Raw genomic sequence first — 26,987 nt, 5'->3', positions numbered from 1 at the left:
ACGAGGCACACATGTCCAGCACGGTGTTCCACCTGGCGGAAGCGCCGCCCCAACTCCTGCCGGCCCGCGAGCTGATGGCCTTCACCCTCGGTTCGCACATCCTGCTGGTCCCCTTCGGGGTGGCGCTGCCGTTCCTCACGCTGCTGATGCACTACCGGGGGCTGCGCCGCGAGGACCCCGTCGCCCTCAAGCTGGCGCGGCGCTGGTCCGCCGTGATGGCCGTGCAGTTCGCCATCGGCGTCGTCACGGGCACGGTGCTCTCCTTCGAGCTCGGTCTGCTGTGGCCCGGCATGCTGGGGCGCTGGGGCGACGTCTTCGGGCTCGGGTTCGGCGTCGAGGCGTGGGCCTTCTTCCTGGAGGCCGTGCTGATCGCCGTCTACCTGTACGGATGGCGCCGCCTGAAGCCGTGGACCCACTTCTGGCTGGGCGCGCCGCTGCCGCTGGCGGCCCTGATGGGGGCGTTCGGGATCATCGCGGCCAACGCCTGGATGAACACCCCGCGGGGGTTCAGCCTCGACAGCCAGGGCAACCCCGTCGACGTCGAGGTGCGCCGGGCGATCTTCACGCCGATGTTCGGTCCCGAGTACTGGCACTTCGCGGTCGCTATGTTCATGACCGCCGGGTACGCGGTCGCCGGGGTGTACGCCATGGGCTGGCTGCGCGGGCGGCGCGACCGGTACCACCGGCTCGGCTTCACCCTGCCGTTCACCGTCGCCGCGATCCTCACACCGGTCCAGTTCATGATCGGTGACGCCACCGCCCGCGCCGTCTTCCGGAAGCAGCCGGTCAAGTTCGCCGCCACGGAACTGGTCTGGCAGACCGACACGCACGTCCCGGAGTACCTGTACGGGAGGCTGAAGGAGGACGGCACGATCGTCGGCGGGATCAAGATCCCCCAGCTGGACTCGATCCTCGCCGGCTTCAAGCCGAGCACCCAGGTGACGGGCCTGACCTCGGTCCCGGCGTCCGACCGGCCCACCGCCGTCCAGGCGACCATCGCCCACTGGGCCTTCGACACCATGGTCACCATCGGCAGCCTGCTGATCCTGCTCGCGCTCTGGTACGGCTGGTGCTGGCTGCGGCACCGGGAGCTGCCCCGCAACCGCTGGTTCTTCCGCTGCGCCGCCGTCGCGGGAGCGGCCTGCCTGCTCACCGTGGAATGCGGCTGGATCACCACCGAGGTGGGCCGCCAGCCCTGGATCGTCTACAACGAGATGAGGGTCTCGGAGGCGGTGACCACCACCCGCGCCGGATCGCTGTGGGCGATGTTCGGCCTGGTCGCCGTCGTGTACGTGCTGGTCTTCGGCGCGTTCCTCGCGGTCGTCCTCACGATGCGCACCCGCTGGCGCACCGCCGACGAGAACCCGGAAGCCGTGCGGGGTGCCCCGCCCCCGGAGGCCGACACCCCCTACGGGCCCAGGGACGAGCCCGGTGCCGGGGCCGCGGTCGGCGGGGCGCCGCCGGCCGGCGGCGCCGACCGGGACGCAGGGGGTGCGTCCTGATGGCGGACTTCATCGCCTGGGTCCTGGTGGCCGTCATCGCGGCCTACGCCTGCGGCGGGGGCACCGACTACGGCGCGGGCTTCTGGGACCTCCTGGCCGGCGGGCCGGAGCGAGGCAAGAGGCCCCGCCGGCTGATCGACCACGCGATGGCACCGGTCTGGGAGGTCAACAACGTCTGGCTGATCTTCGTGCTCGTCGTCATGTGGACCGGCTTCCCGACGATGTTCCAGGCCGTCTTCGAGGCGATGTGGCTGCCGCTCGCGCTCGCGGCGGTCGGGCTGGTCCTGCGGGGCGCCGGGTTCGCGCTGCGCAAGCCGACCCACCGGATGTCCCGACGGCGCCTCTACGGCGCGGCGTTCGCGGTCTCCTCGCTCCTCACGCCCTTCTTCCTCGGCGCGGTGCTCGGAGGCATCGCCTCCGGACGGGTCGAGGTCGGGACGGTCGCCTCCGCGGACGCCTGGGCCAATCCGACCTCGGTCCTCACCGGCCTGCTGGCCGTCGCGGCCGCCGCGTTCCTCGGCGCGGTGTACCTCTGCTCGGACGCCCGCCGGTTCGGCGCGGACGACCTCGTCGGCTACTTCCGCCTCCGGGCGCTGCTCGCCTTCGCGGCGATCGTCGTCCTCGCGCTCATCGCCCTGCCCGTCACCCACGACGACGCCCGGTACGTCTGGGACGGGCTCACCGGGGGCGCGGGGCTGCTGCTGGTGGTCCTGGCCGCCGTCTGCGGGCTGGCCACGGTGTTCCTGCTGGTGCGCCGCTCCCACGCCTGGACCCGCCACACGGCGGCGGCGAGCGTGGCCCTCACCGTCGGCGCCTGGGGCTTCGCGCAGCGGCCCTACGTACTGCCCACCACGCTGACCGTGACCGACGCCGCGGGCGCCCCGGCCACCCTGCACTGGCTGGTCATCGTCACCGGCATCGCGATCGTGCTGGTCGGTCCCGCGCTGGTGCTGCTCTACCGGCTGGACACCCTGGGTGAACTGGAGCCCCTCACCGACGCCGACACCCAGGCGGCCGGAGCCGCCGGGGACGACGCGTAGCCGGGACTCCGGCGGGGCCGGCGCGGTCCCCGCCGGGCCCGTCAGCCCATCCGCTCGATGAGCCGGTCGCCGACCCGCAGGGCGTTGGCGATGGCGGTCAGCGACGGGTTCACCGCGCCGATGCTGGGGAAGAAGCTCGTGTCCACGACGTAGAGGTTGTCGAGGTCGTGGGCCTTGCAGTCGACGTCCAGGGCCGAGCTGCGCGGGTCGGTGCCGAACCGGACGGTGCCGGCCTGGTGGGCCGTGGCCCCGATGGGCATGCCCTTGTGCAGGTAGATGCTGTGCGGCAGCAGGTGGTGCTCGTGCATGCCCAGGTGGCCGAGCATCCCCCTGAGCTTGTGCTGGAGGCGCTCCAGGCCCGCGATGTTGTTCTTCTCGTCGAGGGCCAGGTGGATGTCGCCCTTCGCGTCGAGGGTGACGCGGCTCTCGGGCAGCGGCAGGTCCTCCCCGCAGAGCCAGAAGTCGACGGCGTGGTGCGCGAGCATCTCGAAGGGCATGTCCGGGGAGATCCTGCCGGCCCAGCGCGGTGCCTCGCCGTGGATCTGGTCGGCGTCCGACTTTCCCAGCATCTGGATGCCGCCGAGCGGGAAGTCCCAGTCGTCCGCGCCGAGGTACCAGTCGTTGAGCGCGAGGGTCTTCTGGAACTTGGTGGGGTTGGGCTCCTTCGACACCGCCATCAGCGCCAGGTTGTTGTGCCGCATGTAGTGGCGCCCCACCACGTCCGAGCTGTTGGCCAGGCCGCCGGGATGCCGGTCGTTGGCCGAACGCAGCAGCAGGGCGGCGGAGTTGACGGCCCCGCAGGCGACGACGACGATGCCGGCGGCGAACGCCTGCGTGGAGCCGTCGCCGAGCTCGGCGACCACGCGCGTGACGGTCCGCCCGGTCGGGTCGGTCTCCAGGCGCCGGACGTCGGCGCCCGTCACCATCGTGACGTTGTCGTACGCCAGGGCCGGGTCGACGCAGATCACCTGGGCGTCGGACTTGGCGCCGAGCAGGCAGGGGAAGCCGTCCACCCGGTCGCAGCGGATGCAGGCGCTGTCATGGGTGGCCCGGCCGTTCCCGTCCTGGGTCAGGTTCACCCCGATGGGCAGGTGGAAGGGGTGCAGGCCCTTCTTCTCCAGGTCGTCGCTGAGCTGCTGGATGCGCGGCTCGTGCTCCACCGGGGGGTGCGGGTACTGGCCGCTGGCCGGGCCCTCCGTCGGGTCCTCGCCGTGCCGCCCGTGGACCAGGTAGAGCTGCTCCGCCTGGGTGTAGTACGGCTCCAGGTCGTCGTAGTCGATCGGCCAGGCGGGCGAGACGCCGTCGTGGTGGCGCAGCTCGCCGAAGTCCTCGGGGCGCAGGCGGAAGAGGGCGGCGCCGTAGAACTTGGTGTTGCCCCCGACGTAGTAGTTGACCTCCGGGGGGAAGGCGTTGCCGTGCTTGTCGTACCAGAACTCGGGCGCCCGGTACTTCCCCTTGACGAAGACGGCCGTGGAGTCCCAGTTGTCCCGTTCCCGGGGCAGGTAGCCGCCGCGCTCCAGGATCAGGACGCGTTTGCCGGAGGGGGCCAGCCGGTGGGCGAGCGTGCCGCCGCCCGCTCCCGTGCCGATGATGATGACGTCGTAGTGCTGATCGCCGGCCATGCGGGGTCCTGTTCTGGGAGAGACAGGGGGACATTGCGTACCTTTCCGACGCTATCCGGCAATCCCGCCGGTGGCGACCGAAGGACGCCCGCCGGGGGCCGCCCCGCCCGGACACGGCTCACCACCAGGTCAGCAGGCCCCCCGGACCGCGCGCGCCGCCGCCTCGACGATGCTCCGCGGGTCGGCCGTCGCCTCCAGGGTCACCCCGGGCTCGTCGGGCCGCAGCGGTTCGAGGGCGGTGTACTGGGAGTCCACCAGCGGGGCGGGCATGAAGTGGCCCCGGCGCCCGGCGACCCGCCGCGCGGCGCGGGTGCGGTCGAGCGCGAGGTGGACGAACACCACGCCCGCGCCCGCCCGGCGCAGCAGGTCCCGGTACGCGTGCCTGAGCGCGGAGCAGGCCATCACCCCGCCCCGGCCGGAGGCCTCGGCCTCCCGGATCCAGTCGGCGAGGGACAGCAGCCACGGCAGGCGGTCTGCGTCGTCGAGGGGCCGGCCGGCGGCCATCTTGGCCCGGTTCGCGGCGGAGTGGAAGTCGTCCGCCTCCGCGAAGGGCACCGCCAGGCGGTCGGCGAGCAGCCGTCCGACGGTGGACTTCCCCGCTCCCGAGACGCCCATGACGACCACGACGGGCGGCACCGGGTGCGCTGTTCCCATCGGGTTCCCCCATCTGGTCCGGCCGGCCCGGACCGGCCTCAGAAGACGGCGATCGGATTGACCGGCGAGCCCGTGGCGTCCGGCAGCCTCAGCGGGGCGACGACGCAGAGGAACGACCACCGCCGCTCGGCCTCGCAGACCTCCGCGAGGTCCTCGAACTGGAGGTAGTCCAGCAGGTGCAGGCCCATGGCGTGGATGGCCAGCACGTGCACCGGGAAGTCGACGCCCTCGGTGCAGCTCGGGGCCGTGTCGTGGTTCCCGTCGCCCCCGAGCACCGCGACCCGCCGGTCCCGCAGGAACTCCACCGCGGACGGATGGAGGCCGGCCCGCAGGTCCGCCGCGCGCCAGGCGCCCAGCTCGGCGCGGCGCCGGCGGTGGCCGACCCGGACGAACAGGAGGTCGCCCGCGCCCACCCGGACCCCCTGGGCGCGCTCCGCCGCGGTGAGGTCCTCCAGGGTCACGTGATCGCCCGGTTCGAGCCACGGGACCCCGCGCAACCGCGGGACGTCCAGCAGCACGCCGCGGCCGACGATCCCGTCGTGGGCCGCCTCGACGGTCAGGGCCGTGGCCCCCTCCGGCGTGACGCTGTCCGCGTCCACGCCGCCGTACAGGGTGCCGTCGTAGATCACGTGGCACAGGGCGTCGAGATGGCTGTCGGCGTCCCCGTGGACGTTCATCGTGAAGCGGTCCCTGGCGAACTGGAGCCCGGTGGACGCGATCGAGCCCCGCACGGCGCCGGTCATGACGTGCTCGCACGGTTCCGGGTCGTCGGGCCCCGGCTCCGTCTCGACCGGCGCCGCCATCGTCACCGTCCGGCCGGAGCGCACCTCGGCCGCCGCCGCCCGCACCCGGTCCGGCGTGAGCTCCTCGAGGGCGCCGCGCCGCGGGGAGGCGCCGGCCGGGCGGCGGACGCGTGCGTAGAGCGCGGCGAACTCGGCCGCGGTCAGCCGCGGCGCACCCGCCGCAGGGGCCGGGAGGGGCATCGTCAGCGTTCCAGCTGCTCGTCGAGCGCCCGGTCGAGGGTCGTGGCGGCCATGATGAGGGACAGGTGGGTGAACGCCTGCGGGAAGTTGCCCAGTTGCTCCCCGCTCGGACCGATCTCCTCGGCGAAGAGGCCGACGTGGTTCGCGTACGTCTGCATCTTCTCGAAGGTGTACCGGGCCAGCGGCAGCCGTCCCGCCCGGGCCAGCGCGTCCACGTAGAGGAACGTGCACAGGCTGAACGTGCCCTCCGAGCCGCGCAGTCCGTCCGGCGAGGCCGCCGGGTCGTAGCGGTAGACGAGGCTGTCGGAGACCAGTGTGCGGTCCATCGCGTCGAGGGTGGACAGCCAGACGGGGTCCTTGGGGGCGATGAACTTGACCCTGGGCATGAGCAGCAGGGAGGCGTCCAGGACGTCGCCCTCGTAGTGCTGCACGAAGGAGCGGTCCTTCTCGCTCCAGCCGCGCTGCATGATCTGCTCGAAGATCTCGTCCCTCGCGCGGCGCCACCCCTCCAGGTCGGCGGGGCGCCGGAAGCGCTCGGCGAGCTGGAGGCCCTGGTCGAAGGCGACCCAGCACATCAGCCTGCTGTAGGTGAAGTCCTTCCGGCCGCCGCGGGTCTCCCAGATGCCCTCGTCCGGACGGTTCCAGGCCCCGGTGAGCCAGTCCAGCGCCTTCGCGACCGTCTTCCACCCCGTGTAGCTGGCCTGCTGGGCGATCTCGTAGCCCTGGGAGAGCGCGTAGAGCGCCTCGCCGTAGATGTCGAGCTGGAGCTGGTCGGCGGCGCCGTTGCCGATGCGTACGGGCGCGGAGCCGCGATAGCCCTCGAAGTGGTCGAGGGTCTCCTCCACCAGGTCGGGGTCCCCGTCGACCCGGTACATCGTCTGGAGGGGCTCCGCCTCCCGGCCCTCGCGCTCGCGCAGCCTCTCCGCCAGCCAGTGGACGAAGGCCGTGGCCTCCTCGACGAAGCCGAGGTCCAGCATGGCCCGCACGGACAGGGCGCCGTCGCGCACCCAGGTGAACCGGTAGTCCCAGTTGCGCTCACCGCCGACCTGCTCGGGCAGGCCCATGGTGGCCGCCGCGACCAGGGCGCCGGTGGGCGCGTAGGTGAGGAGCTTGAGGGTGATCACCGAGCGGTGCACCTGCTCGGGCCAGCGGCCCCGGTAGCGGGACTGGCGCAGCCAGTCCTGCCAGAATCCCGCGACCTCCCAGAACTGGTCGGTGACCGCCCCGACCGTGGGCGTCACCGGGGCCTCGCCGCCGGCGGCGCACACGGTGAAGACGGCGCCGCCGGACTCGCCGGCACTCAGCCTCACCCTGCCCCGCACGTCCTGGCCGTCGCGCTTCAGCGGGAAGGTGGCCTGGAGGTGGGCGTCGATCTCCGGTGAGCGGAACACGGCCCGGCCGCCGTCCAGTTCGAGCGAGTGCTCGGCCCGGCCGTAGTCGAAACGCGGCCGGCAGACGAGGGAGAAGTCGACGGTCCCCCGTACGCAGCGCACCGCGCGGACCAGGGTGTGCCGGTCGGTGGGGATGCGGGTCCGGTCGGGGGGCATGAAGTCGAACACCTCGCCGACCCCGTCGGGCGACATGAAGCGGGTCACCAGGATGGCCGTGCCGGTGTAGTAGAGCTGCTTGCAGGTCACGTCGGGGTGCTCGGGAGTCAGCTCGAAGTAGCCGCCGCGGTCGTGGTCGAGCAGGGCGGCGAAGATGCTGGGGGAGTCGAACCGGGGAGCGGCGAACCAGTCGACGACACCCCTCGACGACACGAGGGCGGCGGTCTGCAGGTCGCCCACCAGTCCGTGCTCGGCGATGGGTGGGTAGCGGTCCATGGTGACTCCGGGGAGGCTCGGCAGATGTTCCCGCAGACCCACCATCGCTCACCCGGGTCCCTCCCGCCACGCCGTGCCGACCGGGCCCGGCACGGCCGGCCAGCCGCCCGGCGGGGCGGCGCACCGCACCCGGCCGGCCCCCGGGCGACGTGTCGCGCTTGACCGGCCCGGCGCGCGGCCGCATCCTCCTGACCGAGGCCGTCACCGCAGGCCACGACCACGCCCGCGCCTCGGACCGCCGCCGGGCGGACCGAGGAGGCCACGCGTGCAGGACAGCCGCACCGGACGCCAGCTGACCCTCCGACACGGCGCGCACGAGGCCGTCGTCGTCGAGCTGGGCGCTGCGCTCCGCTCGTACACCGCCGGCGGACGCGCCGTGATCGACGGGTTCGCCGCGCAGGACCCGGTCACCGGCGGCCGCGGCCAGATCCTCGTGCCGTGGCCCAACCGGATCCGGGACGGCCGCTACGTCTGGGAAGGGCGGGAACTGCAGCTGCCGCTCACCGAGCCGGCCGCGGGCAACGCCATCCACGGACTGCTCCGCTGGGTGCCCTGGCGGGTGGCCGAGGAGGGCGCCGACCGGGCCGTGCTCGACGTGGAGCTCCGGCCGCAGCCGGGCTACCCCTTCCACCTCGGCGTCCGCGCCGAGTACGCCCTGGGCGGGCACGGCCTCGAGGTCGCCGTCACGGCGCGCAACCTCGGCCCGGACCCCGCGCCCTACGGTTTCGGCCAGCACCCCTACGTCATGGCCGGCACCGCGTCCGTCGACGAGGCGGTGCTGACCCTGCCCGCACGGACGCGGCTGGTCACCGACGGGCGGGGGCTGCCCGTGGCCGCCGAGCCGGTCGCCGGGACGGAGTACGACCTGCGGGCGCCGCGCGCCGTCGGGGCGCTCCGGCTGGACACCCCCTTCGGCGACCTGGAACGGGACGCGGACGGGCGGGCCGTCGTCCGCCTGGCCCATCCGTCGGGCGCCCTCGGCACGGACGTCTGGCTCGGGCCGGGCGCCGACTGGGTGCAGCTCTACACCGGTGACACCCTGCCGCCCGGGGAGCGGCGCCGCGCCGTCGCCGTCGAGCCCATGACCTGCCCGCCGGACGCCTTCCGCAGCGGCACGGGCCTCGTCGGCCTCGCCCCGGGCGCGCACCACACCGTCCGCTGGGGGATCACGCCGTGGGGGCGGTGAAGCCCGCGCGGCCGGGCCGGCCGCCGGAGCCGGAGCCGGAAGCCGGCACGCACGGAGAGCACCGCTGGCCGATGGCCGTGGCCGTCCTCGCCTCCGCCGTACTGACCCTGCTCCTGCCCGACGACCTGCGCCTGGGGCCCCGCTGGGCGCTCCCCGTCGCCGAGGGGCTGCTCCTGGTGGCGCTGGTCTCGGGCGACCCCGTCCGGATCAGCCGCCGCTCGGACGCGCTGCGCGCCGTGTCCATCTCCCTGGTGACCGTACTGGCGTGCGGATCCCTCTGGTCCACCGTGCAGCTGATCGACGACCTGATCCACGGCGGGAACGAGACCAACTCCGCCACCTCCCTCCTGCTGGCCGGCGGCAGCGTCTGGACCTCGACCGTCCTCGCCTTCTCCCTGCTGTACTTCGAGCTCGACAGCGGCGGTCCGGCCGTCCGGGCCCACGGGATGCCCGCCACTCCCGCACTCGCCTTCCCCCAGCACCTCAGCCCCGAACTGAACGCGCGGGACTGGCGCCCCCGCTACGTCGACTACTTCTACCTGGGGTTCACCAACTCGACCGCGCTGAGCCCCACCGACGTCATGCCGCTCGCCCCCTGGGCCAAGATCGCCATGACCCTCCAGTCCGTCATCTCCCTGGTCATCCTGGGTCTCGTGATCGCCCGGGCCGTCAACGTCCTCGCCTGAGGAACCGCCGGGCCGGCCGGTCGCGACCGCGGGCGTCCGGTGGTGCAATGGCCCTGAGGGGGGTACCCGCCAACACCCGTAGGTGACGCCGTGAGTGAAGAAGCCGACACGCGAGAGCCGATCGAGGAGATGGGCCCCATCGACTACCTCGTGGTGGAGTTCCCCGGCAACCGGATGACCGGTGAGGGCTTCCCCCTGCTCGTCGACCTGGTGGACCGCGGCCTCATCCGCATCCTCGACCTGGTCTTCATCAGGAAGGACCAGGACGGCTCGGTGGTCGGGCTGGAGATCGCGGACCTCGACGCCGACGGGGAGCTCGACCTCGCCGTCTTCGAGGGCGCGTCGTCGGGCCTCCTGGGCCAGGACGACCTGGAGGAGGCCGCCCACGCCATCGAGCCCGGCAGCTCCGCCGGACTGCTGGTCTACGAGAACGTCTGGGCGGCGCCGCTCGCCGCCGCCCTGCGCCGCGGCGGGGCCCAGCTGGTCGCCTCGGGACGCATCCCCGTCCAGGCGATCCTCGCCTCGCTGGAGGCGACCGAGGCCGACTCCTGACCGCACCGGACACCCACCGACAGCCGACGCCCCGCCGCCTTCCCCCGGCGGACGGGAGAGACAGCGAAGGACCGCCATGCCAGGACTTCTCCGCGGCGTAGCCCGCACCGCCGTGGTCGCGGGAACCGCGACCGCGGTCTCGAACCGTGTGTCCCGCCGGCAGGCCGGCCGGTGGGCCGCCCAGCAGCCGGAGCCCGAGCCCGCCCCGCCGCCCCCACCCCCGCCGCCGGCCGCGGCGCCCGCCCCCGACCGGTCGAACATGCTGGACGAACTGAAGCAGCTCGGCGAGCTCAAGGCGCAGGGCGTGCTCACGGAGGCTGAGTTCGAGGAGCAGAAGCGCAGGATCCTCGGCTGAGCGCCGCCGGGCCCGGCGGCGTCCCGGACGCGCACCTCACCCGCCGGGGGTGAGGTGCGCGTCCGGCTGCGGGGCCATGCTGGGACCACGACCCGTCCCCGCGGAGAGGTGATCGACCATGTGCAGGTGGCTGGCCTATTCGGGAACCCCCGTGCTCCTCGACACCATCCTCTACAAACCCGCGCACTCCCTGATCGACCAGAGCCTGCACGCGCGGCTGGGCGTCGAGACGACCAACGGCGACGGCTTCGGAATCGGCTGGTACACGCGGGAGTCCGGCATCGACACCCCCGCGGTGATGCGGGACGTCGGACCCGCCTGGAACAACCGCAACCTGCGGGAGATCGCCCAGCACGTCACGTCCCCGCTCTTCTTCGCCCACATCAGGGCCTCGACGGGCACGGCCGTCCAGCAGACGAACTGCCACCCCTTCCGCCACGGCCGCTGGCTGTGGATGCACAACGGCTCCATCGCCGGCTTCCACGAGATGCGCAGGGAGCTCTGCCTGGCGGTCGAGCCCTCCCTCTTCCCCGGGATGGAGGGGACCACGGACTCCGAGGTGATGTTCTACCTGGCCCTGACCCTGGGGCTGGAGGAGGACCCCCCGGGCGCGGTGGCCCGGATGGTCGGCCTCGTGGAGCGCACCGGCCGCGCGCACGGCGTCGAGGACCCGATGCAGATGACGGTCGCCGTCACGGACGGCGAGGCGCTGTGGGCGTTCCGCTACGCCAGCGGGGGCGACGCCCGGTCGCTCTACTACAGCACCCGGGTGGACTCCCTGCGCGCGCTGCACCCCGACATGTCCTTCCTCCAGGAGCTGTCCGACGAGACCCGGCTCGTGGTCTCGGAGCCGCTGGGCGACCTTCCCGGGGCCTGGAACGAGGTGCCCGAGCACAGCTACGGCGTGGTGCGCCGCGGCGACGACTCGCTCCACCCGTTCGTCCCGGCCGCCTGACGCCCCGCCGGCCGTCCGGTCCCGGGCGGCCGGGCGGGTGACGGCGCACGCCGTCCCCGGCGTGTGCGGCGCCGGCGAGGGGCGGGCCGTGCGACGGTGCATGGCCTCTGCCAGCTCACCGTCGGGAGTCGTCCGTGCTGGAACGCCAACAGCTCGAGGACCGTACGCAGGTCACCTTCGTCCTCCCGGAGGGCGCCCCGGACGGGCCGGTCAGCGTGGTGGGGGACTTCAACCAGTGGAACCCCTCCGCGCACCCCCTCACCCCCCGCGGTGACGGCACCCGGGCCGCGACGGTGGCCCTGCCCGCCCGCGGCAGCCACTCCTTCCGCTACCTGGCGGCCGGCGACTACTGGTTCGACGACGAGCAGGCCGACGGCCACGACGGCGCCAACGGCCGGCTCCACACCTGAGCGGCGGGCGGACGGACCCGGGAGGGCCGCGGCCGCCGGAGGGCGGGGCGGCGCGCGGACCGGGGGAGAGCACGGGTGCGATGGAGCTGACGGTGGTGTCGATGCCGGACATGCGCGTCACCCGCCCCGATGTGGCGGAGGTACGGGCCCGGCTGGCGTCGGACCCCTTCCTGCTCGTCGACGTGGAGCTTCCGGAGGGCGAGGTCCCGGAGGAGGACCTTCTGGAGGAGGGGCTCCTGGAAGCCGAGCCGGCGCGGGCTCCGGCCGGGGAGGAAGCGGTCGCCGACCTGCTCGGCCTGGACTTCGAGGGACTGGACTGGTTCGGCCGGGTGGGGGAGCAGCCGCGCGCCGAGTACCTGGGCGACCGGGCCTGCCTGGTCGTACCACTGGTGCGCGGGGAGCAGATCACCCACGTCCACGTGCTGGTGACGGAGCGCTTCCTGATCACGGTGCACCGGGGCCGGGGCGAACAGGCGCGCGACCTGCCGGAGAGGCTGGCGCGGCAGGAGGCGGACGACACCGTGGCCGTGCTCTTCTTCCTGCTCGGCGAGGCGCTGGGGACCTTCCGCCGGGCCGCCGTGCAGGCCCTGCTGGAGGCCGAGGCCATCGAGGACGCCCTGTTCGAGGAGCGCCGCCCCGAACAGCTCTACCGGCTGGCGCGGCTGCGCCGGCGCTCCGCGCAGCTGCACCACTTCCTGCGGCCCTTCCTGGACGTGACCGACGAGGTCCTCACCCGGCGGATGCTGAGTCCCGCCTTCCCGCAGGAGCGGCGGCGGCTCGCCCAGGAGTTCCAGACCAGGGGGCGCCTGGTGCTCGCGGACATCGAGTCCCTCAAGGAGGCCACCCGCCGGGCGTTCGCCAGCCACGCCTCGCTCAGCGCCGGCGAACAGAACGGCGTGATCAACCGGCTGGCGATCGTGTCGGTGGTCTTCCTGCCGCTGTCGTTCCTGACCGGGTTCTTCGGCATGAACTTCACGTTCCTGACGGACAGCATGGAGAGCCGCGAGGAGTTCTGGCTGCTCGCCGTCGGCCTTCAGCTGCTGGTCCTCGCCGGCTGCCTCTACGTGCTGCACCGCACCCGCGTCTGGCGCAGGCTGCGCGAGGACGACTAGCCGTCCAGCCCCTGCTCAGGCGCGCTTGGCGGGGGAGCGCCGGGGTTTGGCCGTCGCGGCGGTCTTCCGGGGCCGTGCGGACGCGGACGCCGCCGCGGGGGCCGGACGCGGCTGCGGCGCCGGTTCCGGCGTACGGGCGGCGGCCGCGCGGGGGCGTCCGGTGGTCCACTTCAGCTCGATCTCCAGCTCGATCTCGTCCCCGTCCACCTCGATCTCCACCTCGCTGTGGAGTTCGTCGGGGACCCGCAGGCTCAGCGTGCCCGTGCCCAGATCGACCTCGGCCTCCCCGCCCTCGCGCAGGGCCCGGGCGAGCCCCGCGAGCTGGTCGGCGGCTTCGGCACGGGTCATCGAGCGCTTCTGTTCGAACTTGAGGTCCTTCATGGCTTCCTCCGGGGAACGGCACGTCCGACCGAACGGGTCGCACACCTGCCATGGTCCGGTTCCGGGTGGCATCCCGCACGGCCCGCGGGTCCCGTGGGGTGACGCTCCGGCCCCGGGCCCGGACGGCCGGACCGTCCGGCCGTCCGGCCCGCCTATATGCTTTAGGAAATCCCGATGCGTCGTAGGTGGACTTCTGGAGGAGGCGCCATGGCACGGCGTGCGGGGCTCACGGCGGACCGGCTGGTACGTGCCGGGGCGGAGCTGGCGGACGAGATCGGCTTCGAGCGGGTGACGCTCTCGGAACTCGCCCGGAGGTTCGACGTCAAGGTCGCGAGCCTGTACTCCCACCTGCGCAACTCCCAGGACCTGAAGACCCGGATCGCGCTGACCTGCCTGGAGGAGCTCGCCGACCGGGCCGCCGACGCCCTCGCCGGCCGCTCCGGCAAGGACGCCCTCAGGGCGTACGCCGACGCCCTGAGGGACTACGCCCGGCAGCACCCGGGCCGCTACGCCGCGACCCGGTTCCCGCTGGACACCGAGACCGCCCTGGCGAGCGCCGGCGTACGGCACGCCCGGATGACCCGCGCCGTCCTGCGCGGCTACGACCTGGCCGAACCGGAGGAGACCCACGCCGTCCGCATGCTCGGCAGCGTCTTCCACGGCTACGTCAGCCTGGAGGGGACCGGCGGCTTCAGCCACAGCACCCCGGACAGCCAGGAGAGCTGGGAGCGCATCGTCGACGCCCTCGACACCCTGCTGCGCACCTGGCCCGCCGGCTGACCTGCCGCGCCGCGGCGGGCGCGGCGGCTCAGTAGGGCCAGGACCAGTCGGCGACCTCCGGAAGGTCCGTGCCGTGCTCGCGGATCCAGTCGTGGTGGCGGATGTGCCGGTCGGCCATGGCCTGGCGCAGGTGTTCGGCGCGGCCGGCGAGGCCGGGGACGCGGTCGATCACGTCCATGACCAGCCGGTAGCGGTCCATGCCGTTGCGGACCACCATGTCGAACGGGGTCGTGGTCGTCCCGGACTCCTTGTACCCGCGGACGTGCAGCTGCGGGTGGCCCCTGCGGCGGTAGGCGAGCCGGTGGATGAGCCACGGATAGCCGTGGTAGGCGAACACCACCGGCCGGTCGGTGGTGAACAGGGCGTCGTACTCGGTGTCCGTCATGCCGTGCGGGTGCTCCTCGTGGGGCATCAGGCGGGCGATGTCGACCACGTTGACGACGCGGACGGCCAGCGAGGGGAGGTGCTCGCGCAGCAGGGCCGAGGCGGCCAGCACCTCCATCGTCGGCACGTCGCCGGCGCAGGCCAGCACCACGTCCGGTGCGCGGGATCCGTCGTCGGTGCCCGCCCACGCCCAGATCCCGGCGCCGCGCGCGACGTGCGTGCGGGCCTCGTCGGCGGGGAGCCAGTCGAAGCACGGCTGCTTGCCGGCGACGATCACGTTGACCCGGTCGCGGCTGCGCAGCGCGTGGTCGGCCACGGCCAGGAGGGTGTTGGCGTCCGGCGGCAGGTAGACCCGCACGACCTCGGGGCTCTTGTTGAGGACGTGGTCGACGAACCCGGGGTCCTGGTGCGAGAAGCCGTTGTTGTCCTGGCGCCAGACGTGCGAGGTGAGCAGGTAGTTGAGGGAGGCGATCGGCGCCCGCCAGGACAGTTCGCGCGCGGTCTTGAGCCATTTGACGTGCTGGCCGACCATCGAGTCGACGATGTGGGCGAAGGCCTCGTACGTGGAGAACAGGCCGTGGCGGCCGGTGAGGAGGTATCCCTCCAGCCAGCCCTGGCAGACGTGCTCCGACAGGATCTCCATGACCCGGCCGTCCCGGGCCAGGTTCCGGTCCACCGGCTCGGTGGCGCCCTGCCAGGCCTTGCCGGTGGCCGCGTACAGGTCGTCCAGCCGGTTCGAGGCGGTCTCGTCCGGCCCGACGACCCGGAAGTCCCTGCGCCCCGCCGTGTCCCGCATGACCTGCGTGAGGTAGCGGCCGAGCACCCGGGTCGGCTCGTGCAGGGTGCGGCCCGGCTTGTCGACCGGGACGGTGTGCGCGTCGGGCGCGGGCAGCGGGAGCGGCCGCAGCAGCCGGCCCCCGTTCGCGCAGGGCACCGCGCCCAGGCGGCGGCCGCCCTCCGGGACGCAGGCCAGGACCTGCGGCTTGGGACGGCCCGCGGGGTCGAAGAGCTCCTCCGGCCGGTACGAGCGCAGCCAGTCCTCCAGCTGCCTCAGGTGCGCGGGGTTCTCGCGCACCCCGGCGAGCGGTACCTGGTGGGAGCGCCACGTGCCCTCGACCGGATCGCCGTCGACGGCCGCCGGTCCCGTCCAGCCCTTCGGGGTGCGCAGCACGACCACCGGCCAGCGCGGGTACTCCCGGCCGCGGTCGGTGCCCGCCGCCCGCGCCTCCCGCTGGATGACGGCGATGCGGTCCAGGGCCCGGTCCATCGCGCGGGCCATGGACCGGTGGACCAGGGCGGGGTCGCTGCCGGTCACGTACAGCGGCTCGTGGCCGTAGCCGCGCAGCAGCGCGTCGAGCTCCGACTCGGGGATCCGGGACAGCACCGTCGGGTTGGCGATCTTGTAGCCGTTGAGGTGCAGGACGGGCAGGACGGCCCCGTCGTGGACGGGGTCGAGGAACTTGTTCGCGTGCCAGGACGCGGCCAGCGGGCCCGTCTCCGCCTCGCCGTCGCCGATGACGCAGGCGACCAGCAGGCCGGGCCGGTCGAAGGCGGCCCCGTAGGCGTGGGCGAGGGAGTACCCCAGCTCCCCGCCCTCGTGGATGGAGCCGGGCGTCTCCGGCGCCACGTGGCTGGGCACGCCGCCGGGGAAGGAGAACTGCCGGAACAGCCGGGCCATGCCGCCTGCGTCGCGCGGCACGTCCGGGTAGGTCTCGCCGTACGTCCCCTCCAGCCAGGAGTTGGCGAGGACGGCCGGGCCGCCGTGCCCGGGACCCCAGACGCACAGGGCCTCCAGCGAGCGCTCCACGATCACCCGGTTGAGGTGGGTGTACACCAGGTTCAGGCCGGGGGAGGTGCCCCAGTGGCCGAGCAGCCGCGGCTTGATGTGCTCCGGCCGCAGCGGTTCGGTCAGCAGGGGGTTGTCCATGAGGTAGATCTGGCCCGCGGCCAGGTAGTTGGCGGCGCGCCAGTGGGCGTCCAGCTCCGAGATCGAGTGCGCGGTCAACGCCGTCATGTCCGCTCCTGCGGTTGAGGGGTCCGGGAGTCCGTCGACTGGGCCGATGCCCCCACCTTGCACCGGGCGGGGCCCGGTCCGCAGGGGGAGGACCGGCCCTCCGGGAGGGACCGTCGGCCCTTTCGCGCACCTGCCCGGACCGGAGAGGGTGAATCCCGGCGGCGCCCGGTCCTCCCCCGGCCGGCGCCGCCCCCACGGGGCGCCCTATTCCGCGGCCGGCGCCGGAGCCGGGTGCCGGCCGGGCGGGGTCAGGGCGTGGCTGGCGATCACGGCGGCCTGCACGCGCCGCTCCACCCCGAGCTTGACGAACAGCCGCGAGATGATGTTCTTCACGGTCTTCTCCGCGAGGTACAGCCGCTTGCCGATCTCCCGGTTGGTGAGCCCCTCGCTGACCATGAGCAGGATCTCCTTCTCCCGGTCCGTGAAACCGGGCAGCCCCGGCACCCGCTCCTCCTCGGGCACCTCGCCGCGCATGCGCGCCATCAGCCGTGCCGTCGCCCCGGGGTCGAGCATCGACTGGCCCGCGGCCACCGTCCGGACGGCGGTCACCAGGTCGGTCCCGGTGATCTGCTTCAGGACGTAGCCCGAGGCACCCGCCATCACGGCGTCCAGCAGCGCCTCCTCGTCGTCGAACGAGGTCAGCATCAGGCAGGCCAGGTCGGGCATCCGCGAGCGCAGTTCACGGCACACGCTCACCCCGTCGCCGTCCTGGAGCCGCACGTCGAGGACCGCGACCCGGGGCCGCAGCGCGGGGATGCGCACCAGGGCCTGTTCGGCCGTGCCCGCCTCGCCCACCACGGTCAGGTCGGGTTCGGCGTCCAGCAGGTCGTGCACCCCCCGGCGCACGACCTCGTGATCGTCGAGGAGGAAGACGCCGATGGGCTCCGCATCGGGGGAGGGGGCACTGCCGCCGGTCATCGCACAACTCCTTCGCCTGGGTCCGCCCGCACGCGCGAACACCGGCATCCTGCCCGGCCGGTGGGCCGAACGGCCAGGGCCGATCGGCCCTGATCGCGGGGGTGCGGTACCGACCGGACCCCGCAGGAAGGGACCTTCGGCCCTGTCCGTGGGGCCTGCCGGGCCTTCCGGAGGGCGCGCGGCACCGGCTGGACTGGTGGCGCACGGGGAAGGGCGCGGCCCGCAGGGGCCGCACGCAGCGCGGAGGATGCCATGACGACCGCCTTGATCGACCTGAGGACGGTGGCGCACGACGACCACGGCCTGCGCGTCGCCCTGGCCGGCGAGCTCGACTTCCACACGGCCGGGCTGGTGCGGCCGCGCCTGTGCGCCCTCGCGGAATCCGACCACCCCAACCTGGTGCTGGACCTAGGCGACCTCTCCTTCTGCGACAGCGCCGGCATCGACCTCTTCCTCAGCCTGGACTGCCGCTGCCGTGTGGCGGGGACCCGGCTCCTGCTGTGCGACGTGCCGCCCCTGGTCGCCAGGTCCATACGGGTGCTCGGCGCCGACCGCGACCTGAAGCTCGTCGTCTCGTGACCACCGGCGCCCGCGCCGGACGGAGGTGCGCACCATGGACCAGGAAGCCCTGCGCCGGCCCGCCCGCCGGACGCCCACGACGGCCGTCCGGCACATGCGGGAACTGGACAGGGCCGAGGCCCTGGAGCTCCTCGCCACGGTGTCGCTGGGCCGCATCGTCTTCACCCGGCACGCGCTGCCGGCCGTACGGCCGGTGAACCACCTCGTCGACGGCGAGGACATCGTCATCCGGGTCCACGGGGGCGGCGCGCTGGCCTCCCTGGCGGCCCCCGCCGACGTCCCCGGCGTGGTGGTGGCGTACGAGGCGGACGCCATCGACCCCGAGACCCACCTGGGCTGGAGCGTCGTCGTCACCGGCTACGTGCGGCCGGTGACCGAGGCCGAGGACGCCGCCCGGTACGCGGAGTTGCTGTGCCCCTGGGTGGGGCGGCCCATGGAGGGCACCCTGCGCATCCGCCCGGACCTGGTCACCGGCTTCCGGCTGGAGGCCGCGCCGCCGGCCGTCCGGGCGCTGCGCGTCTGACCCCGCCCCTCCGTGAGCCCGGCGCCCCGCGGCCGCGGGCCCGCCCTCAGGCGCCGCCGGGGAGCGGCGCCCGCCACACGAGCCGGCTGCCCCCCTCCTCGGGGGTCTCGACGCTGAAGGTCCCGCCCACGCCCCGGGCCCGCTCGTCGAGGTTGCGCAGACCGCTCCTGCGCCCCTGGGGCGGAATACCGGTGCCGTTGTCGGAGACGGTCAGCACGATCTCGCCCAGGCCGGCCCGGAGGGTCACCCCGACCCGGGTCGCCCGTGCGTGGCGGGCCGCGTTGCTCAGGAGCTCGCCCAGCGCCGCCACCACGTGGTCGGCGATCGGCGCGGGGACGTCGGTGTCGAGGAGCCCCTCCATGCTCAGGCGCGGCGGATGGCCGAGGGAGACGGCCGCGTCGCCGACGGCGCGGGCGGCGCGCGCCCGCAGCCCGGGGCCGCCCTCGCGGTCCTTGGTGCGCAGCCCGAAGATCGTGGACCGGATGATCTTGATGGTCTCGTCCAGGTCGTCGACCGCCCGGCCGACGCGTTCGGCGGCCCCGTCGTGCTCCACGAGCCGGGCGGCGCTCTGCAGCGTCATACCGGTGGCGAAGAGCCGCTGGATGGCCAGGTCGTGGAGGTCGCGGGCGATCCGGTCGCGTTCCTCCAGCAGTGCTATCTGCTCGGCGTCCCGGCGTCGTTCCGCCAGCTCCAGGGCGAGGGCCGCCTGCCCGGCGAAGGCGACGAGCGGCTCCAGCTCGCCCTCGCCGAACGCCGGGTCGCCCGTCGGCCGCGACAGCAGCAGGACGCCCCGGCTCTCCCCGCCCGCGGTGCCGAGCGGAACCGCGACCGTGGGCCCCAGCGCCTGCCGCCCCCGCGCCTCGGCCGGATGGAGCCCGTCCCCCGAGACCTGCATCGCCGTCACCGGCTTGCCCGCGCGGTGCGCGGCCCCGGAGAGCGTGCCCTCGAAGGGGACCACCAGCCCCTGGCACGCGGCCCCGTCCGCGCCGGCCGCGAACTCCACGACCAGGCCGTCGACACCGGCTACCGGCACGGCGACGTGCGCCAGCCGTGCCGCGGTGATCTCCTGGGCGCGGCGGGCGATGAGCTCCAGCACCGCCGGGCGCGAACTGCCGGACAGCAGGCTCTCGGTGATCTCCGCGTTCGCCCTGAGCCACAGCTGCTGGCGCTGGGCCCCCTCGTAGAGCCGGGCGTTGTCGATCGCCACCCCGGCGGCCACCGAGAGGGTGGAGATCACGGTCTCGTCCTCGGTGTCGAAGTCGACGCCGCCCCGCTTGTCGGTCAGGTAGAGGTTCCCGAACACCTCGTCACGGACGCGGATCGGCACGCCGAGGAAGGTGCGCATGGGCGGGTGGTGGGCCGGGAACCCGTACGAGGAGGAGTGCGCCCCGAGGTCGGTGAGGCGCAGCGGCTCCGGGTGGTGGATCACCTCGCCGAGCAGGCCGTGGCCGGCCGGCAGCGGGCCGATCGCCGCGATCTCCTCGTCGGTCAGCCCCACCGTCAGGAACTGCGCCAGCGTGCGGCCGTCGGGGCCGATCACACCCAGGGCCCCGTACTCGGCGTCCACCAGCAGCGCCGCCGCCTCCACGATCCGGCGCAGCACCTGCGAGAGGTCCAGCTGCCGCCCGACCGACACGACGGCCTCCAGCAGGCTGTGCACCCGGTCGCGGGTGCCGCGCACCTCGTCGATGCGCACCTGGAGCTCGTCCAGCAGCTCGTCCAGCCGCATCCGCGGTACCCGAGTCAACGGATCCCCCACACCCACGCGTCCGACCTCCGATTGCCCACCCGTTGTTCCGGCATGACTACGGTCAGCGTATCGATTCGCGGCGGTCCGGCGGGCCCCGTTGCGGGCGCCGCCGCACGGCTTCGCGCCGTCCCGCCGTCCGCCCGCGCGGCGGGGCCGCGGGGGTGCGTCATCCGGTCTCCAGGACCTCCGCCACCGGCCGGCGCGGGGTGTCGGCCCCCGCCGGGCCGTAGCCGAGGCGCAGGACCATCTGGATGTGGCCCGTGGCGGCGAGCGGGTCGCGGGCCGTCCAGCGCAGCTCCGGCCATTCGAGGGGCTGGGAGGTCATCGAGGTGGCCAGGCCGTCGGTGGTGGCCTGGAGGAGGACGCGTTCCAGTGCCTGGCCGGCGCGCAGCCAGTCGGCGGGGGTGTCGCCGGCCGTGCTCAGCAGGGCGAGCTGCGGCCGCTCCTCGAACACCGCCCAGCCGCGGTCGGGTACGGGGGCGGCCCGGCCGAAGTCGCGGACGGGCGCCGGGCCGCCGGAGGCGCGCGGGCCGAAGGCCGCGGCGGGAACCCCGTCGCGGCGCACGGCGGCCCCGTCGGGCCCGGCGCCGGTCCAGGCGGCCGTCTCGGCCCGGACCGCCGGGTCCAGCTCCTCGCGGTGTTCCGCGTCGCGCACGAGGGAGAGCACGGTGTCGGCGTGCCAGACGTCGGGGACGGCCAGCCGGCAGCCCTCCAGCCGGGCGGCCGCCCGGAGCCCGTCCAGGATCGCGGGCGGCACGGGCTCGTCGCTGAACGGGTACCGGCTGGTGTGCCGGCGCCGCAGCGCGCCGTGCAGCGCGGACAGGTCCCGGTCCCCGTCGTCGGCGCACGTCCCGTCGAAGGCGACCGTGGCCAGCAGCCAGGGGTCGGAGGCGTCGGGCAGCAGGTCCACACGGGCGCCGAGCCGGCGCCGGGCCGCGGACACGCGCAGGTTGAACAGGGCCGCGGCGCAGCCGAGGTGGAGCGCGCGGTGGTCGGGGTCGGTCCGCGTCATGGCCCGCTGAGGATCGCCGTACAGGGCGAGCGCCCCGCTGTCTGGGCGCAGGACGAACCGCCAGGGCTGGGCGTTGTGCATGGAGGGGGCGGTGACGGCGTCGCCGACGAGCAGTGCGGCCGTCGCGGCGTCGACGTGGGCTGTGGTCATGGCACTGGTCCTGTCTGTGGTCCGTGGGGGTCCCGGCGCGTCACCACGGCATCGCCTGGCGGGACCGGTCGTCCCCGCTGCCCTGCGCGTCGCCGGAGCCGGCGGTGAGGCGCGGGGCCACGGCCACCACCCCGTCGATCCGTTCGACGAGGCCCAGCAGGACCGGCAGCCGGCTCCGGTCGGGCAGGCGGCCCTCCAGGGTGACGATCCCGTCCACCACGTGCACCTCGACGTCCCCGGCCGGCACGTCCAGCACGTCCTCCAGGACCTCCCGGACCCGCCGGCGGATCTCGCTGTCGGGCCGCAGGAACATGCGCAGCAGGTCCCGGCGGGTGACGATGCCGACGAGCCGGTCCTCCACGTCGACCACGGGCAGCCGTTCGATGCCGCGCCGCGTCATCAGCCGGGCGGCGTCGGCGGCCGTCTCCTCGGCGCGGACGGTGACGGCGGGGGAGGACATGATGGTGCCCGCCGTCGGCGGCCGCTCCCCGTCCCCGTTGCGCCCGGGGTCTTCGGCGCGGAGGGGTGCGGCGCGGGCCAGGACGTCCGTCTGCGAGACCACGCCCACGACGCGGTCCTCGTCGTCGAGGACGGGGATCCCGCTGATGTCGTACTGGGCGAGCAGTCTCACGATGTCCTTGACGGCGGTGCCGGGGGCTGCGGAGACGACCTCGTCGGACATCAGGTCCGCCACTTTGATCCGGTTCACGGTGCCTCCCGCTCCGCCGGGCCGTGCTCTGCCGGGTCGGCGGCTGGTGTCGGATGGGGTGTGCCCCTCACCTTCCGCCGGTGCGGCGTGCGGATCGAGGGCCGAACGGCCCCGTCCGGGGACCGGAAGGGCCCACCGGTCCGGGCCCGCACGGCTCCGTCCTCACGGGCGGGCGGCGGGACCCGCGGGAGGGGGCGGGGCGTCCTCGTGGACCTGGGCGGCGATGACGGCCGCCTGGACCCGGCGTTCCACCCCGAGCTTGCCCAGGAGCCGCGAGATGTGGTTCTTGACCGTCTTCTCGGACAGGTAGAGCCGCTTCGCGATCTGCCGGTTGGTCAGACCGTCCCCGATGAGCTCCAGGACGGCCCGCTCCCGCTCCGTCAGCGCCGCCAGCCGGGCGTCGTGCGGCTCCCTGACCGCCTCCGGGTCGCGCAGCGAATGCATCAGGCGGGCGGTCGTGGCCGGGTCCAGCATGGACTGGCCGGTGGCGACCGTGCGGACGGCGGAGACCAGGTCGGAGCCCTTGATCTGTTTCAGCACGTACCCGGCGGCCCCCGCCATGATCGCGTCCAGCAGGGCGTCCTCGTCGTCGAACGAGGTGAGCATCAGGCAGGCGAGGTCCGGCATGCGCGAGCGCAGCTCCCGGCAGACGCCGATGCCGTCGCCGTCGGGCAGCCGCACGTCGAGCACGGCGACGTCGGGCCGCAGCGCCGGCCCGCGGGCCAGGGCCTGCTCGGCCGTGCCGGCCTCGCCCACCACGGTGATGTCCGGTTCGGCTTCCAGGAGGTCCCGCAGGCCGCGCCGGACCACCTCGTGGTCGTCGAGGAGGAACACCTTGACCGGTGCCTCGGGGGAGGGCTGCACAGCGTCGGACATGGTCGCCCCTGGTTCGGTGCCCGCCGGGTTCTTCCACCCGCATTGTCTCAGGAAGCCGCGTGCCGCACCCCGGGACCGGCCGTCCGGGCGGCCCCGCCGGCCGGGCCGTCGAGCTCCAGCCGGACGTCCACCACGCCCTCGACCGCCCGGACCGCCCGCGCGAGCAGGGGCACCAGCGCGCGGTCCCGCAGCGGGCCGCGCAGGGTCACGACGCCCTCCTCCACGGTGAGGTCCAGGCCCGCGCCCGGAGCCGGACCGGAGAGCACCTCCCGGCGGATCTCCTCGGCGAGCTCCTCGTCGGGGCGCAGGAAGACCTTCAGCAGGTCACTGCGGCTGACGACGCCCTCCAGCATGCCGACCCCGTTCACGACGGGCAGGCGCTTGACGCCCCTGCGGGCCATGATCCGGGCGGCCTCGGCGACGGGAGCGCCGGGGTGGACGGTGACGGCGGGGCTCGACATCAGCTCCTCGGCCAGGACCGCGCCCGCCTTGGACGCCTCCTCCAGCTGCTCGGGCAGCGCGGGCTCCGCGCTCCGGAACTCCTCCTTCGGCAGGAGGTCCGCCTCGGAGACCACGCCGACGACCCTCCCCTCGCCCTCCAGGACGGGGAGCGCGCTGACCTTCCACTCGTGCATCAGCTCGACGATCTCCTTGTAGGACGCCTCACGGCCGATGGCGACGGCGGTGTGCGTCATGACGTCACTGACGGTGTAGCGGGATGCGGGCATGACCGCCTCCTCGGCGACGGGGACGGGCGGAGTCCGGGAGCCGGTCCGGCGGGGTGCGCCCGGGCGGCCACCCGGGTTCGGGTCCGCCTCCAGTCTTCGCGCACCGCTCCCCTGCGGACAGGGGCCCTGTGGCCCCGTCGGGGACCCGACCGGCCCCTCCCCGGTCCCGCCCGTCCGGGGGGACGCTGGCGGCGGACGGCCGGTCCGCGGCCGCCCGCCCCGTCGACCAGGCAGGTGCACGATGTACTGGAACGGTCACATGGGACCCTGGGGCTGGTTCGCGATGTCCCTCACGACCCTGGTGTTCTGGGGCCTGATCGTCGCCGCCGTCGTCCTGGTGGTCCGCGCCTCCAGGGGGGACGCCGCCCCCGGACGGTCGGCACCCGCCGCGGGCGCCGACCCCGCCAGGGGCGCCGAGACGCTCCTCGCCGAGCGGTACGCCCGGGGCGAGATCGACGACGAGGAGTACGGGCGGCGGCTCGCCGTCCTGCGCGGCCACGCGGCGGGACCCGCGCCCCCCGGGGAAGGCCCCGGCCCGCGCGGCGCCCCGCGGTGGGGCGCGTAGCCGCCGGCCCGTGCGCTTCACGCCTGCGGGGCCGGGGGCGCGGCACGATGGTGCGGCACCGATCCGCCGCCCGCCGCGAGCCCCGGAGGTTCCATGCCGACCCACGGACGGACCGCCGCCGTCCCGCACGCCGTCCGCGGCTACCGCAGGGCCTGGCTGGGCGGCGACCTCCTCGCCGGCATCACCGTCGCCGCCTACCTGGTCCCGCAGGTCATGGCCTACGCGGGCGTGGCCGGACTGCCTCCGGTCACCGGCCTGTGGGCCGTCCTGCCGGCCATGGTCCTCTACGCCCTCAGCGGCTCCTCCCGCCTGCTGTCCGTCGGCCCCGAGTCGACCACCGCGCTGATGACCGCCGTGGCCGTGGGCCCGGCGGCGGCCGGAGACCCCGCCCGGTACGCGGCGCTCGCCGCGGCCCTGGCCCTCGTCGTCGGCCTGCTGTGCCTGGTGGCCTGGGCCGCCCGGCTCGGCTTCCTCTCCGACCTCCTGTCCCGGCCCGTGCTCGTGGGCTACCTGGCGGGAGTCGCGTTCATCATGATCGTGGACCAGCTGCCCCGGCTGACCGGCACCGAGGGCGGCGGCTCGGGCTTCTTCCCCCAGCTCCTCTCCTTCGTCCGCGACCTCGGCGACGTCCACCCGACCACGGTCTGGCTGGGGGCCGGCTGCCTGCTCCTGCTGTTCACCCTGCCCCGGGTGTGGCGCGCCGTGCCCGGCCCGCTCGTCGTCCTCGTCCTCGCCACGGCGGCGGTCGCGGTCCTCGCCCTCGACGAGGACCACGGCGTCGCCGTCATCGGCGCGGTCCCGACCGGCCTGCCGGGCCTCGCGCTGCCCCGGCCGGGCGACCTCCCGGACCTGCTCCTGCCCGCCCTGGGCGTCCTCATGGTCGGCTACACCGACGTCATCCTGACCGCCCGCGCCTTCGTCCGCCACGACGACCCGTACCCCCTGGAGGCCAACCGGGAGCTCCTGGCGCTCGGCGCGGCCAACCTCGGGGCCGGCCTCCTGCACGGGTTCCCCGTCAGCAGCAGCGCCAGCCGCACCGCCCTCGCCGAATCCGCCGGCGCCCGCACCCAGGTGTACTCCCTCGTCGGCGCCGCCTGCGTGGCGGCCGTGCTGCTCTTCCTCGGCCCCCTGCTGGCCCACACCCCCGACGCCGCCCTCGGCGCGATCGTCGTCTACGCCGCCGTCCGCCTGGTAGAGGTGGGCCAGTTCCGCCGCCTCGCGGCCTTCCGCCGGCGCGAACTCCTGCTGGCCCTCGGCTGCACCCTCGGCGTCCTCGCCCTCGGGATCCTCTACGGCGTCCTGGTCGCGGTGGCCCTCTCCGTCATCGACCTGCTCGCCCGGGTCGCCCGCCCGCACGACGCCGTCGAGGGCATCGTGCCCGGTCTGGCGGGCATGCACGACATCGACGACCACCCGACCGCCCGCACCATCCCCGGCCTGCTCGTCTACCGGTACGACTCCCCGCTGTTCTTCGCCAACGCCGAGGACTTCCACCGCCGCGCCCTGGCCGCCGTCGACGTCCAGAGCGCACCGGTCCACTGGTTCGTCCTCAACACCGAGGCGAACGTCGAGGTCGACATCACCGCCCTCGACGCCGTCGAGGCCCTGCGCTCCGAACTCGTCCGGCGGGACGTCGTGTTCGCGCTGGCCCGGGTGAAGCAGGACCTCCGCGACCCCCTGGACGCCTACGGCCTCACGGCGAAGGTGGGCCCCGACCGCATCTACCCCACCCTCCCCACGGCGGTCGCCGCCTACCGCGCCTGGCAGCGGGCCGAGGGCCGCGAGGACGGTCCCTGACCCGTCCCCGGTCCGCCGCCGGACCGGGCGCTCGGGGGCGTCCGGGAAGTGGTGGCAGGGACTCCGGAACATGCCAGGGTCATGTACGCGCCATTCGCGCCCCGGGGGCGCCTTCCGGCCGCGGGGGCCGGGTTTAGCCGTGCGGACACCCACCGTGGACTGCCGCTATACGCTGCGTGATCATCCTCACGGGTTCATCAGAAGGTCTTCACGGGGCGCACACTTCTGGCCTTTGTGGACCCCCGCGCCGCTCCGGGGGGCAGACGGCGCGCGAGGCGCCGCCCTAGCCTCCCGGGCCATGCGATCACCTCTGAAGGGCCGCCTCGGCCTCGCCGCGATCCTCGCCCTCGTCCTGGCCCTGTTCGGCCTCGCCCCCGCGGCCCAGGCCGACCCCGCCCCGGCCGCCCTGGCGTTCACCACGAACGCCGCGACCGTCACCCCCGGCGGGACGGTCAACCTCTCGATGACGCTCACCAACAACAAGACCTACGACGTCTGGTTCGTCTACCAGACCATCTCCCCGACCTGGCTCACCACCCAGCGCGCCGACCTCAAGTACAGCTTCACCGGCTGCAGCGTGGCCACCCCGACCGGTGCCGCCGCCTGCTCCGGCGTCGGCCCGTCCGACCTCGGCGCCAACTACGGTGCGACCATACCCCCCGGCCAGAGCCGCACGGTGACGCTGACCCTCCAGGTGGCCGCCGACTCCGGCTGCAACGGCAACATCGGCTTCTACTCGTACTACTACGCCGAGTTCAGCGACAGCACCAACACCAGCGGTGGCCCGGTCTACACCCCCGAGACCCGCGTCCTCTGCGCCTGACGGCCTCCGTACCGGCCGGGGGTGGCCTGAAATCGCCCCCGACCTCCGGATCTATTGGTCTGGACCACTAGGGCGGGGGGGGGCGCGGCAGCGCCCGTCGCGCCCCGCCCCCCCCCCC

27 protein-coding genes are annotated in these 26,987 nt (G+C 74.3%); 15 read left to right on the top strand and 12 right to left on the bottom strand.

The genetic code is table 11. The annotated features are described in order from the left end of the window. Nucleotides 1-11 precede the first annotated feature (11 nt). Nucleotides 12-1,502, top strand: a complete 1,491-nt coding sequence (locus AB0469_RS00380; RefSeq protein ID WP_366449041.1) for a cytochrome ubiquinol oxidase subunit I — start codon at nt 12-14, stop codon at nt 1,500-1,502. Then, nucleotides 1,502-2,542, top strand: a complete 1,041-nt coding sequence (locus AB0469_RS00375) for a cytochrome d ubiquinol oxidase subunit II (RefSeq protein ID WP_366449040.1) — start codon at nt 1,502-1,504, stop codon at nt 2,540-2,542. Before AB0469_RS00380 ends, AB0469_RS00375 begins: the two co-directional genes overlap by 1 nt. A gap of 41 nt (nt 2,543-2,583) precedes the next feature. On the opposite strand, the gene AB0469_RS00370 is transcribed toward AB0469_RS00375, so the two are convergent. The 4 genes from AB0469_RS00370 to AB0469_RS00355 form a co-directional block, all read right to left on the bottom strand. Further along, nucleotides 2,584-4,164 (bottom strand): GMC family oxidoreductase, encoded by a 1,581-nt coding sequence (locus AB0469_RS00370; protein WP_366449039.1) that lies wholly within the window; start codon nt 4,162-4,164, stop codon nt 2,584-2,586. A gap of 129 nt (nt 4,165-4,293) precedes the next feature. Further along, entirely contained in the window at nt 4,294-4,818 is a 525-nt protein-coding gene (locus tag AB0469_RS00365) for a gluconokinase (RefSeq protein ID WP_366449038.1), read from the bottom strand. Between the two features lie 38 nt (nt 4,819-4,856). Beyond that, nucleotides 4,857-5,801, bottom strand: coding sequence for a cyclase family protein (locus tag AB0469_RS00360; RefSeq protein ID WP_366449037.1), 945 nt, complete (start codon nt 5,799-5,801; stop codon nt 4,857-4,859). Nucleotides 5,802-5,803: 2 nt separating this feature from the next. Further along, nucleotides 5,804-7,624: a glycoside hydrolase family 15 protein gene (locus AB0469_RS00355; protein ID WP_366449036.1), complete on the bottom strand. Its 1,821-nt coding sequence runs from the start codon at nt 7,622-7,624 to the stop codon at nt 5,804-5,806. 265 nt (nt 7,625-7,889) lie between these two features. On the opposite strand from AB0469_RS00355, the gene AB0469_RS00350 reads away from it, so the two are divergent. The 7 genes from AB0469_RS00350 to AB0469_RS00320 all read left to right on the top strand — a co-directional run bounded on the left by AB0469_RS00350 (nt 7,890) and on the right by AB0469_RS00320 (nt 12,880). Next, nucleotides 7,890-8,810 carry an aldose 1-epimerase family protein gene (locus AB0469_RS00350; protein ID WP_366449035.1) on the top strand — a complete coding sequence of 307 codons (921 nt, stop codon included), beginning with the start codon at nt 7,890-7,892 and terminating at the stop codon, nt 8,808-8,810. Beyond that, entirely contained in the window at nt 8,798-9,496 is a 699-nt protein-coding gene (locus AB0469_RS00345; RefSeq protein ID WP_366449034.1) for a hypothetical protein, read from the top strand. The genes AB0469_RS00350 and AB0469_RS00345 overlap by 13 nt, the downstream gene beginning before the upstream one ends. Before the next feature lie 129 nt (nt 9,497-9,625). Further along, nucleotides 9,626-10,048 carry a DUF6325 family protein gene (locus tag AB0469_RS00340; RefSeq protein WP_366449280.1) on the top strand — a complete coding sequence of 141 codons (423 nt, stop codon included), beginning with the start codon at nt 9,626-9,628 and terminating at the stop codon, nt 10,046-10,048. Between the two features lie 76 nt (nt 10,049-10,124). Beyond that, nucleotides 10,125-10,403, top strand: coding sequence for an SHOCT domain-containing protein (locus AB0469_RS00335; RefSeq protein ID WP_366449033.1), 279 nt, complete (start codon nt 10,125-10,127; stop codon nt 10,401-10,403). A gap of 118 nt (nt 10,404-10,521) precedes the next feature. Then, entirely contained in the window at nt 10,522-11,358 is an 837-nt protein-coding gene (locus AB0469_RS00330) for a class II glutamine amidotransferase (protein WP_366449032.1), read from the top strand. Nucleotides 11,359-11,492: 134 nt separating this feature from the next. Further along, nucleotides 11,493-11,768, top strand: a complete 276-nt coding sequence (locus tag AB0469_RS00325; protein WP_366449031.1) for an isoamylase early set domain-containing protein — start codon at nt 11,493-11,495, stop codon at nt 11,766-11,768. An 80-nt stretch (nt 11,769-11,848) separates the two neighbouring features. Beyond that, nucleotides 11,849-12,880, top strand: a complete 1,032-nt coding sequence (locus AB0469_RS00320) for a CorA family divalent cation transporter (RefSeq protein WP_366449030.1) — start codon at nt 11,849-11,851, stop codon at nt 12,878-12,880. A 15-nt stretch (nt 12,881-12,895) separates the two neighbouring features. On the opposite strand, the gene AB0469_RS00315 is transcribed toward AB0469_RS00320, so the two are convergent. Further along, entirely contained in the window at nt 12,896-13,261 is a 366-nt protein-coding gene (locus AB0469_RS00315; RefSeq protein WP_366449029.1) for an amphi-Trp domain-containing protein, read from the bottom strand. 207 nt (nt 13,262-13,468) lie between these two features. Between AB0469_RS00315 and AB0469_RS00310 the strand changes: the two genes are divergently transcribed. Beyond that, nucleotides 13,469-14,041 (top strand): WHG domain-containing protein, encoded by a 573-nt coding sequence (locus AB0469_RS00310; protein ID WP_366449028.1) that lies wholly within the window; start codon nt 13,469-13,471, stop codon nt 14,039-14,041. 28 nt (nt 14,042-14,069) lie between these two features. Here the strand turns inward: AB0469_RS00310 and AB0469_RS00305 are convergent, their stop codons facing one another. After that, the gene (locus AB0469_RS00305) at nt 14,070-16,439 is read right to left on the bottom strand and encodes a phosphoketolase family protein (RefSeq protein ID WP_366449027.1); all 2,370 of its coding nucleotides are present in this window, start codon (nt 16,437-16,439) and stop codon (nt 14,070-14,072) included. Nucleotides 16,440-16,643: 204 nt separating this feature from the next. Next, the gene (locus AB0469_RS00300; protein WP_366449026.1) at nt 16,644-17,357 is read right to left on the bottom strand and encodes a response regulator transcription factor; all 714 of its coding nucleotides are present in this window, start codon (nt 17,355-17,357) and stop codon (nt 16,644-16,646) included. A gap of 252 nt (nt 17,358-17,609) precedes the next feature. Here AB0469_RS00300 and AB0469_RS00295 point away from each other — a divergent pair, with 252 nt between their 5' ends. Both AB0469_RS00295 and AB0469_RS00290 read left to right on the top strand, forming a co-directional pair. Continuing rightward, complete coding sequence (locus AB0469_RS00295) at nt 17,610-17,936, top strand: STAS domain-containing protein (protein WP_366449025.1); 327 nt, start codon at nt 17,610-17,612, stop codon at nt 17,934-17,936. 94 nt (nt 17,937-18,030) lie between these two features. Beyond that, entirely contained in the window at nt 18,031-18,459 is a 429-nt protein-coding gene (locus tag AB0469_RS00290) for a pyridoxamine 5'-phosphate oxidase family protein (RefSeq protein WP_366449279.1), read from the top strand. A 46-nt stretch (nt 18,460-18,505) separates the two neighbouring features. On the opposite strand, the gene AB0469_RS00285 is transcribed toward AB0469_RS00290, so the two are convergent. From AB0469_RS00285 to AB0469_RS00265, 5 genes are all read right to left on the bottom strand, one after another. Beyond that, on the bottom strand, nt 18,506-20,188 hold the full coding sequence (locus AB0469_RS00285) for a GAF domain-containing sensor histidine kinase (RefSeq protein WP_366449024.1): 1,683 nt from the start codon (nt 20,186-20,188) through the stop codon (nt 18,506-18,508). Between the two features lie 187 nt (nt 20,189-20,375). Further along, nucleotides 20,376-21,371, bottom strand: coding sequence for a nitroreductase family protein (locus AB0469_RS00280; protein ID WP_366449023.1), 996 nt, complete (start codon nt 21,369-21,371; stop codon nt 20,376-20,378). A gap of 40 nt (nt 21,372-21,411) precedes the next feature. Next, entirely contained in the window at nt 21,412-22,080 is a 669-nt protein-coding gene (locus tag AB0469_RS00275; protein ID WP_366449022.1) for a CBS domain-containing protein, read from the bottom strand. A gap of 162 nt (nt 22,081-22,242) precedes the next feature. After that, nucleotides 22,243-22,956 (bottom strand): response regulator transcription factor, encoded by a 714-nt coding sequence (locus AB0469_RS00270; RefSeq protein WP_366449021.1) that lies wholly within the window; start codon nt 22,954-22,956, stop codon nt 22,243-22,245. Between the two features lie 47 nt (nt 22,957-23,003). Continuing rightward, the gene (locus tag AB0469_RS00265; RefSeq protein ID WP_366449020.1) at nt 23,004-23,684 is read right to left on the bottom strand and encodes a CBS domain-containing protein; all 681 of its coding nucleotides are present in this window, start codon (nt 23,682-23,684) and stop codon (nt 23,004-23,006) included. 241 nt (nt 23,685-23,925) lie between these two features. Here AB0469_RS00265 and AB0469_RS00260 point away from each other — a divergent pair, with 241 nt between their 5' ends. The 3 genes from AB0469_RS00260 (at nt 23,926) to AB0469_RS00250 (ending at nt 26,869) form a co-directional block, all read left to right on the top strand. Next, nucleotides 23,926-24,249, top strand: coding sequence for an SHOCT domain-containing protein (locus AB0469_RS00260; RefSeq protein WP_366449019.1), 324 nt, complete (start codon nt 23,926-23,928; stop codon nt 24,247-24,249). Nucleotides 24,250-24,342: 93 nt separating this feature from the next. Continuing rightward, entirely contained in the window at nt 24,343-26,046 is a 1,704-nt protein-coding gene (gene sulP / locus AB0469_RS00255; protein WP_366449018.1) for a sulfate permease, read from the top strand. A gap of 298 nt (nt 26,047-26,344) precedes the next feature. Next, nucleotides 26,345-26,869, top strand: coding sequence for a hypothetical protein (locus tag AB0469_RS00250; RefSeq protein ID WP_366449017.1), 525 nt, complete (start codon nt 26,345-26,347; stop codon nt 26,867-26,869). The last annotated feature ends 118 nt before the right edge of the window (nt 26,870-26,987 follow it).

The organism is Streptomyces sp. NPDC093801 (assembly GCF_040701585.1).
Classification (GTDB): domain Bacteria; phylum Actinomycetota; class Actinomycetes; order Streptomycetales; family Streptomycetaceae; genus Streptomyces.
This window is presented reverse-complemented; position numbering and strand designations above follow the sequence as displayed.

What these genes read in the sequence shown, in the direction of transcription:
- AB0469_RS00375 (WP_366449040.1), top strand. Translation starts at nt 1,502, where the DNA reads ATGGCGGACTTCATCGCCTGGGTCCTGGTGGCCGTCATCGCGGCCTAC.
- AB0469_RS00310 (WP_366449028.1), top strand. Translation starts at nt 13,469, where the DNA reads ATGGCACGGCGTGCGGGGCTCACGGCGGACCGGCTGGTACGTGCCGGG.
- AB0469_RS00290 (WP_366449279.1), top strand. Translation starts at nt 18,031, where the DNA reads ATGCGGGAACTGGACAGGGCCGAGGCCCTGGAGCTCCTCGCCACGGTG.
- AB0469_RS00305 (WP_366449027.1), bottom strand. Translation starts at nt 16,439, where the DNA reads ATGACGGCGTTGACCGCGCACTCGATCTCGGAGCTGGACGCCCACTGG.
- AB0469_RS00370 (WP_366449039.1), bottom strand. Translation starts at nt 4,164, where the DNA reads ATGGCCGGCGATCAGCACTACGACGTCATCATCATCGGCACGGGAGCG.
- AB0469_RS00340 (WP_366449280.1), top strand. Translation starts at nt 9,626, where the DNA reads ATGGGCCCCATCGACTACCTCGTGGTGGAGTTCCCCGGCAACCGGATG.
- AB0469_RS00270 (WP_366449021.1), bottom strand. Translation starts at nt 22,956, where the DNA reads ATGTCCGACGCTGTGCAGCCCTCCCCCGAGGCACCGGTCAAGGTGTTC.
- sulP (WP_366449018.1), top strand. Translation starts at nt 24,343, where the DNA reads ATGCCGACCCACGGACGGACCGCCGCCGTCCCGCACGCCGTCCGCGGC.
- AB0469_RS00380 (WP_366449041.1), top strand. Translation starts at nt 12, where the DNA reads ATGTCCAGCACGGTGTTCCACCTGGCGGAAGCGCCGCCCCAACTCCTG.
- AB0469_RS00250 (WP_366449017.1), top strand. Translation starts at nt 26,345, where the DNA reads ATGCGATCACCTCTGAAGGGCCGCCTCGGCCTCGCCGCGATCCTCGCC.
- AB0469_RS00295 (WP_366449025.1), top strand. Translation starts at nt 17,610, where the DNA reads ATGACGACCGCCTTGATCGACCTGAGGACGGTGGCGCACGACGACCAC.
- AB0469_RS00320 (WP_366449030.1), top strand. Translation starts at nt 11,849, where the DNA reads ATGGAGCTGACGGTGGTGTCGATGCCGGACATGCGCGTCACCCGCCCC.
- AB0469_RS00365 (WP_366449038.1), bottom strand. Translation starts at nt 4,818, where the DNA reads ATGGGAACAGCGCACCCGGTGCCGCCCGTCGTGGTCGTCATGGGCGTC.
- AB0469_RS00330 (WP_366449032.1), top strand. Translation starts at nt 10,522, where the DNA reads ATGTGCAGGTGGCTGGCCTATTCGGGAACCCCCGTGCTCCTCGACACC.
- AB0469_RS00265 (WP_366449020.1), bottom strand. Translation starts at nt 23,684, where the DNA reads ATGCCCGCATCCCGCTACACCGTCAGTGACGTCATGACGCACACCGCC.
- AB0469_RS00285 (WP_366449024.1), bottom strand. Translation starts at nt 20,188, where the DNA reads ATGCGGCTGGACGAGCTGCTGGACGAGCTCCAGGTGCGCATCGACGAG.
- AB0469_RS00335 (WP_366449033.1), top strand. Translation starts at nt 10,125, where the DNA reads ATGCCAGGACTTCTCCGCGGCGTAGCCCGCACCGCCGTGGTCGCGGGA.
- AB0469_RS00260 (WP_366449019.1), top strand. Translation starts at nt 23,926, where the DNA reads ATGTACTGGAACGGTCACATGGGACCCTGGGGCTGGTTCGCGATGTCC.
- AB0469_RS00300 (WP_366449026.1), bottom strand. Translation starts at nt 17,357, where the DNA reads ATGACCGGCGGCAGTGCCCCCTCCCCCGATGCGGAGCCCATCGGCGTC.
- AB0469_RS00360 (WP_366449037.1), bottom strand. Translation starts at nt 5,801, where the DNA reads ATGCCCCTCCCGGCCCCTGCGGCGGGTGCGCCGCGGCTGACCGCGGCC.
- AB0469_RS00280 (WP_366449023.1), bottom strand. Translation starts at nt 21,371, where the DNA reads ATGACCACAGCCCACGTCGACGCCGCGACGGCCGCACTGCTCGTCGGC.
- AB0469_RS00355 (WP_366449036.1), bottom strand. Translation starts at nt 7,624, where the DNA reads ATGGACCGCTACCCACCCATCGCCGAGCACGGACTGGTGGGCGACCTG.
- AB0469_RS00315 (WP_366449029.1), bottom strand. Translation starts at nt 13,261, where the DNA reads ATGAAGGACCTCAAGTTCGAACAGAAGCGCTCGATGACCCGTGCCGAA.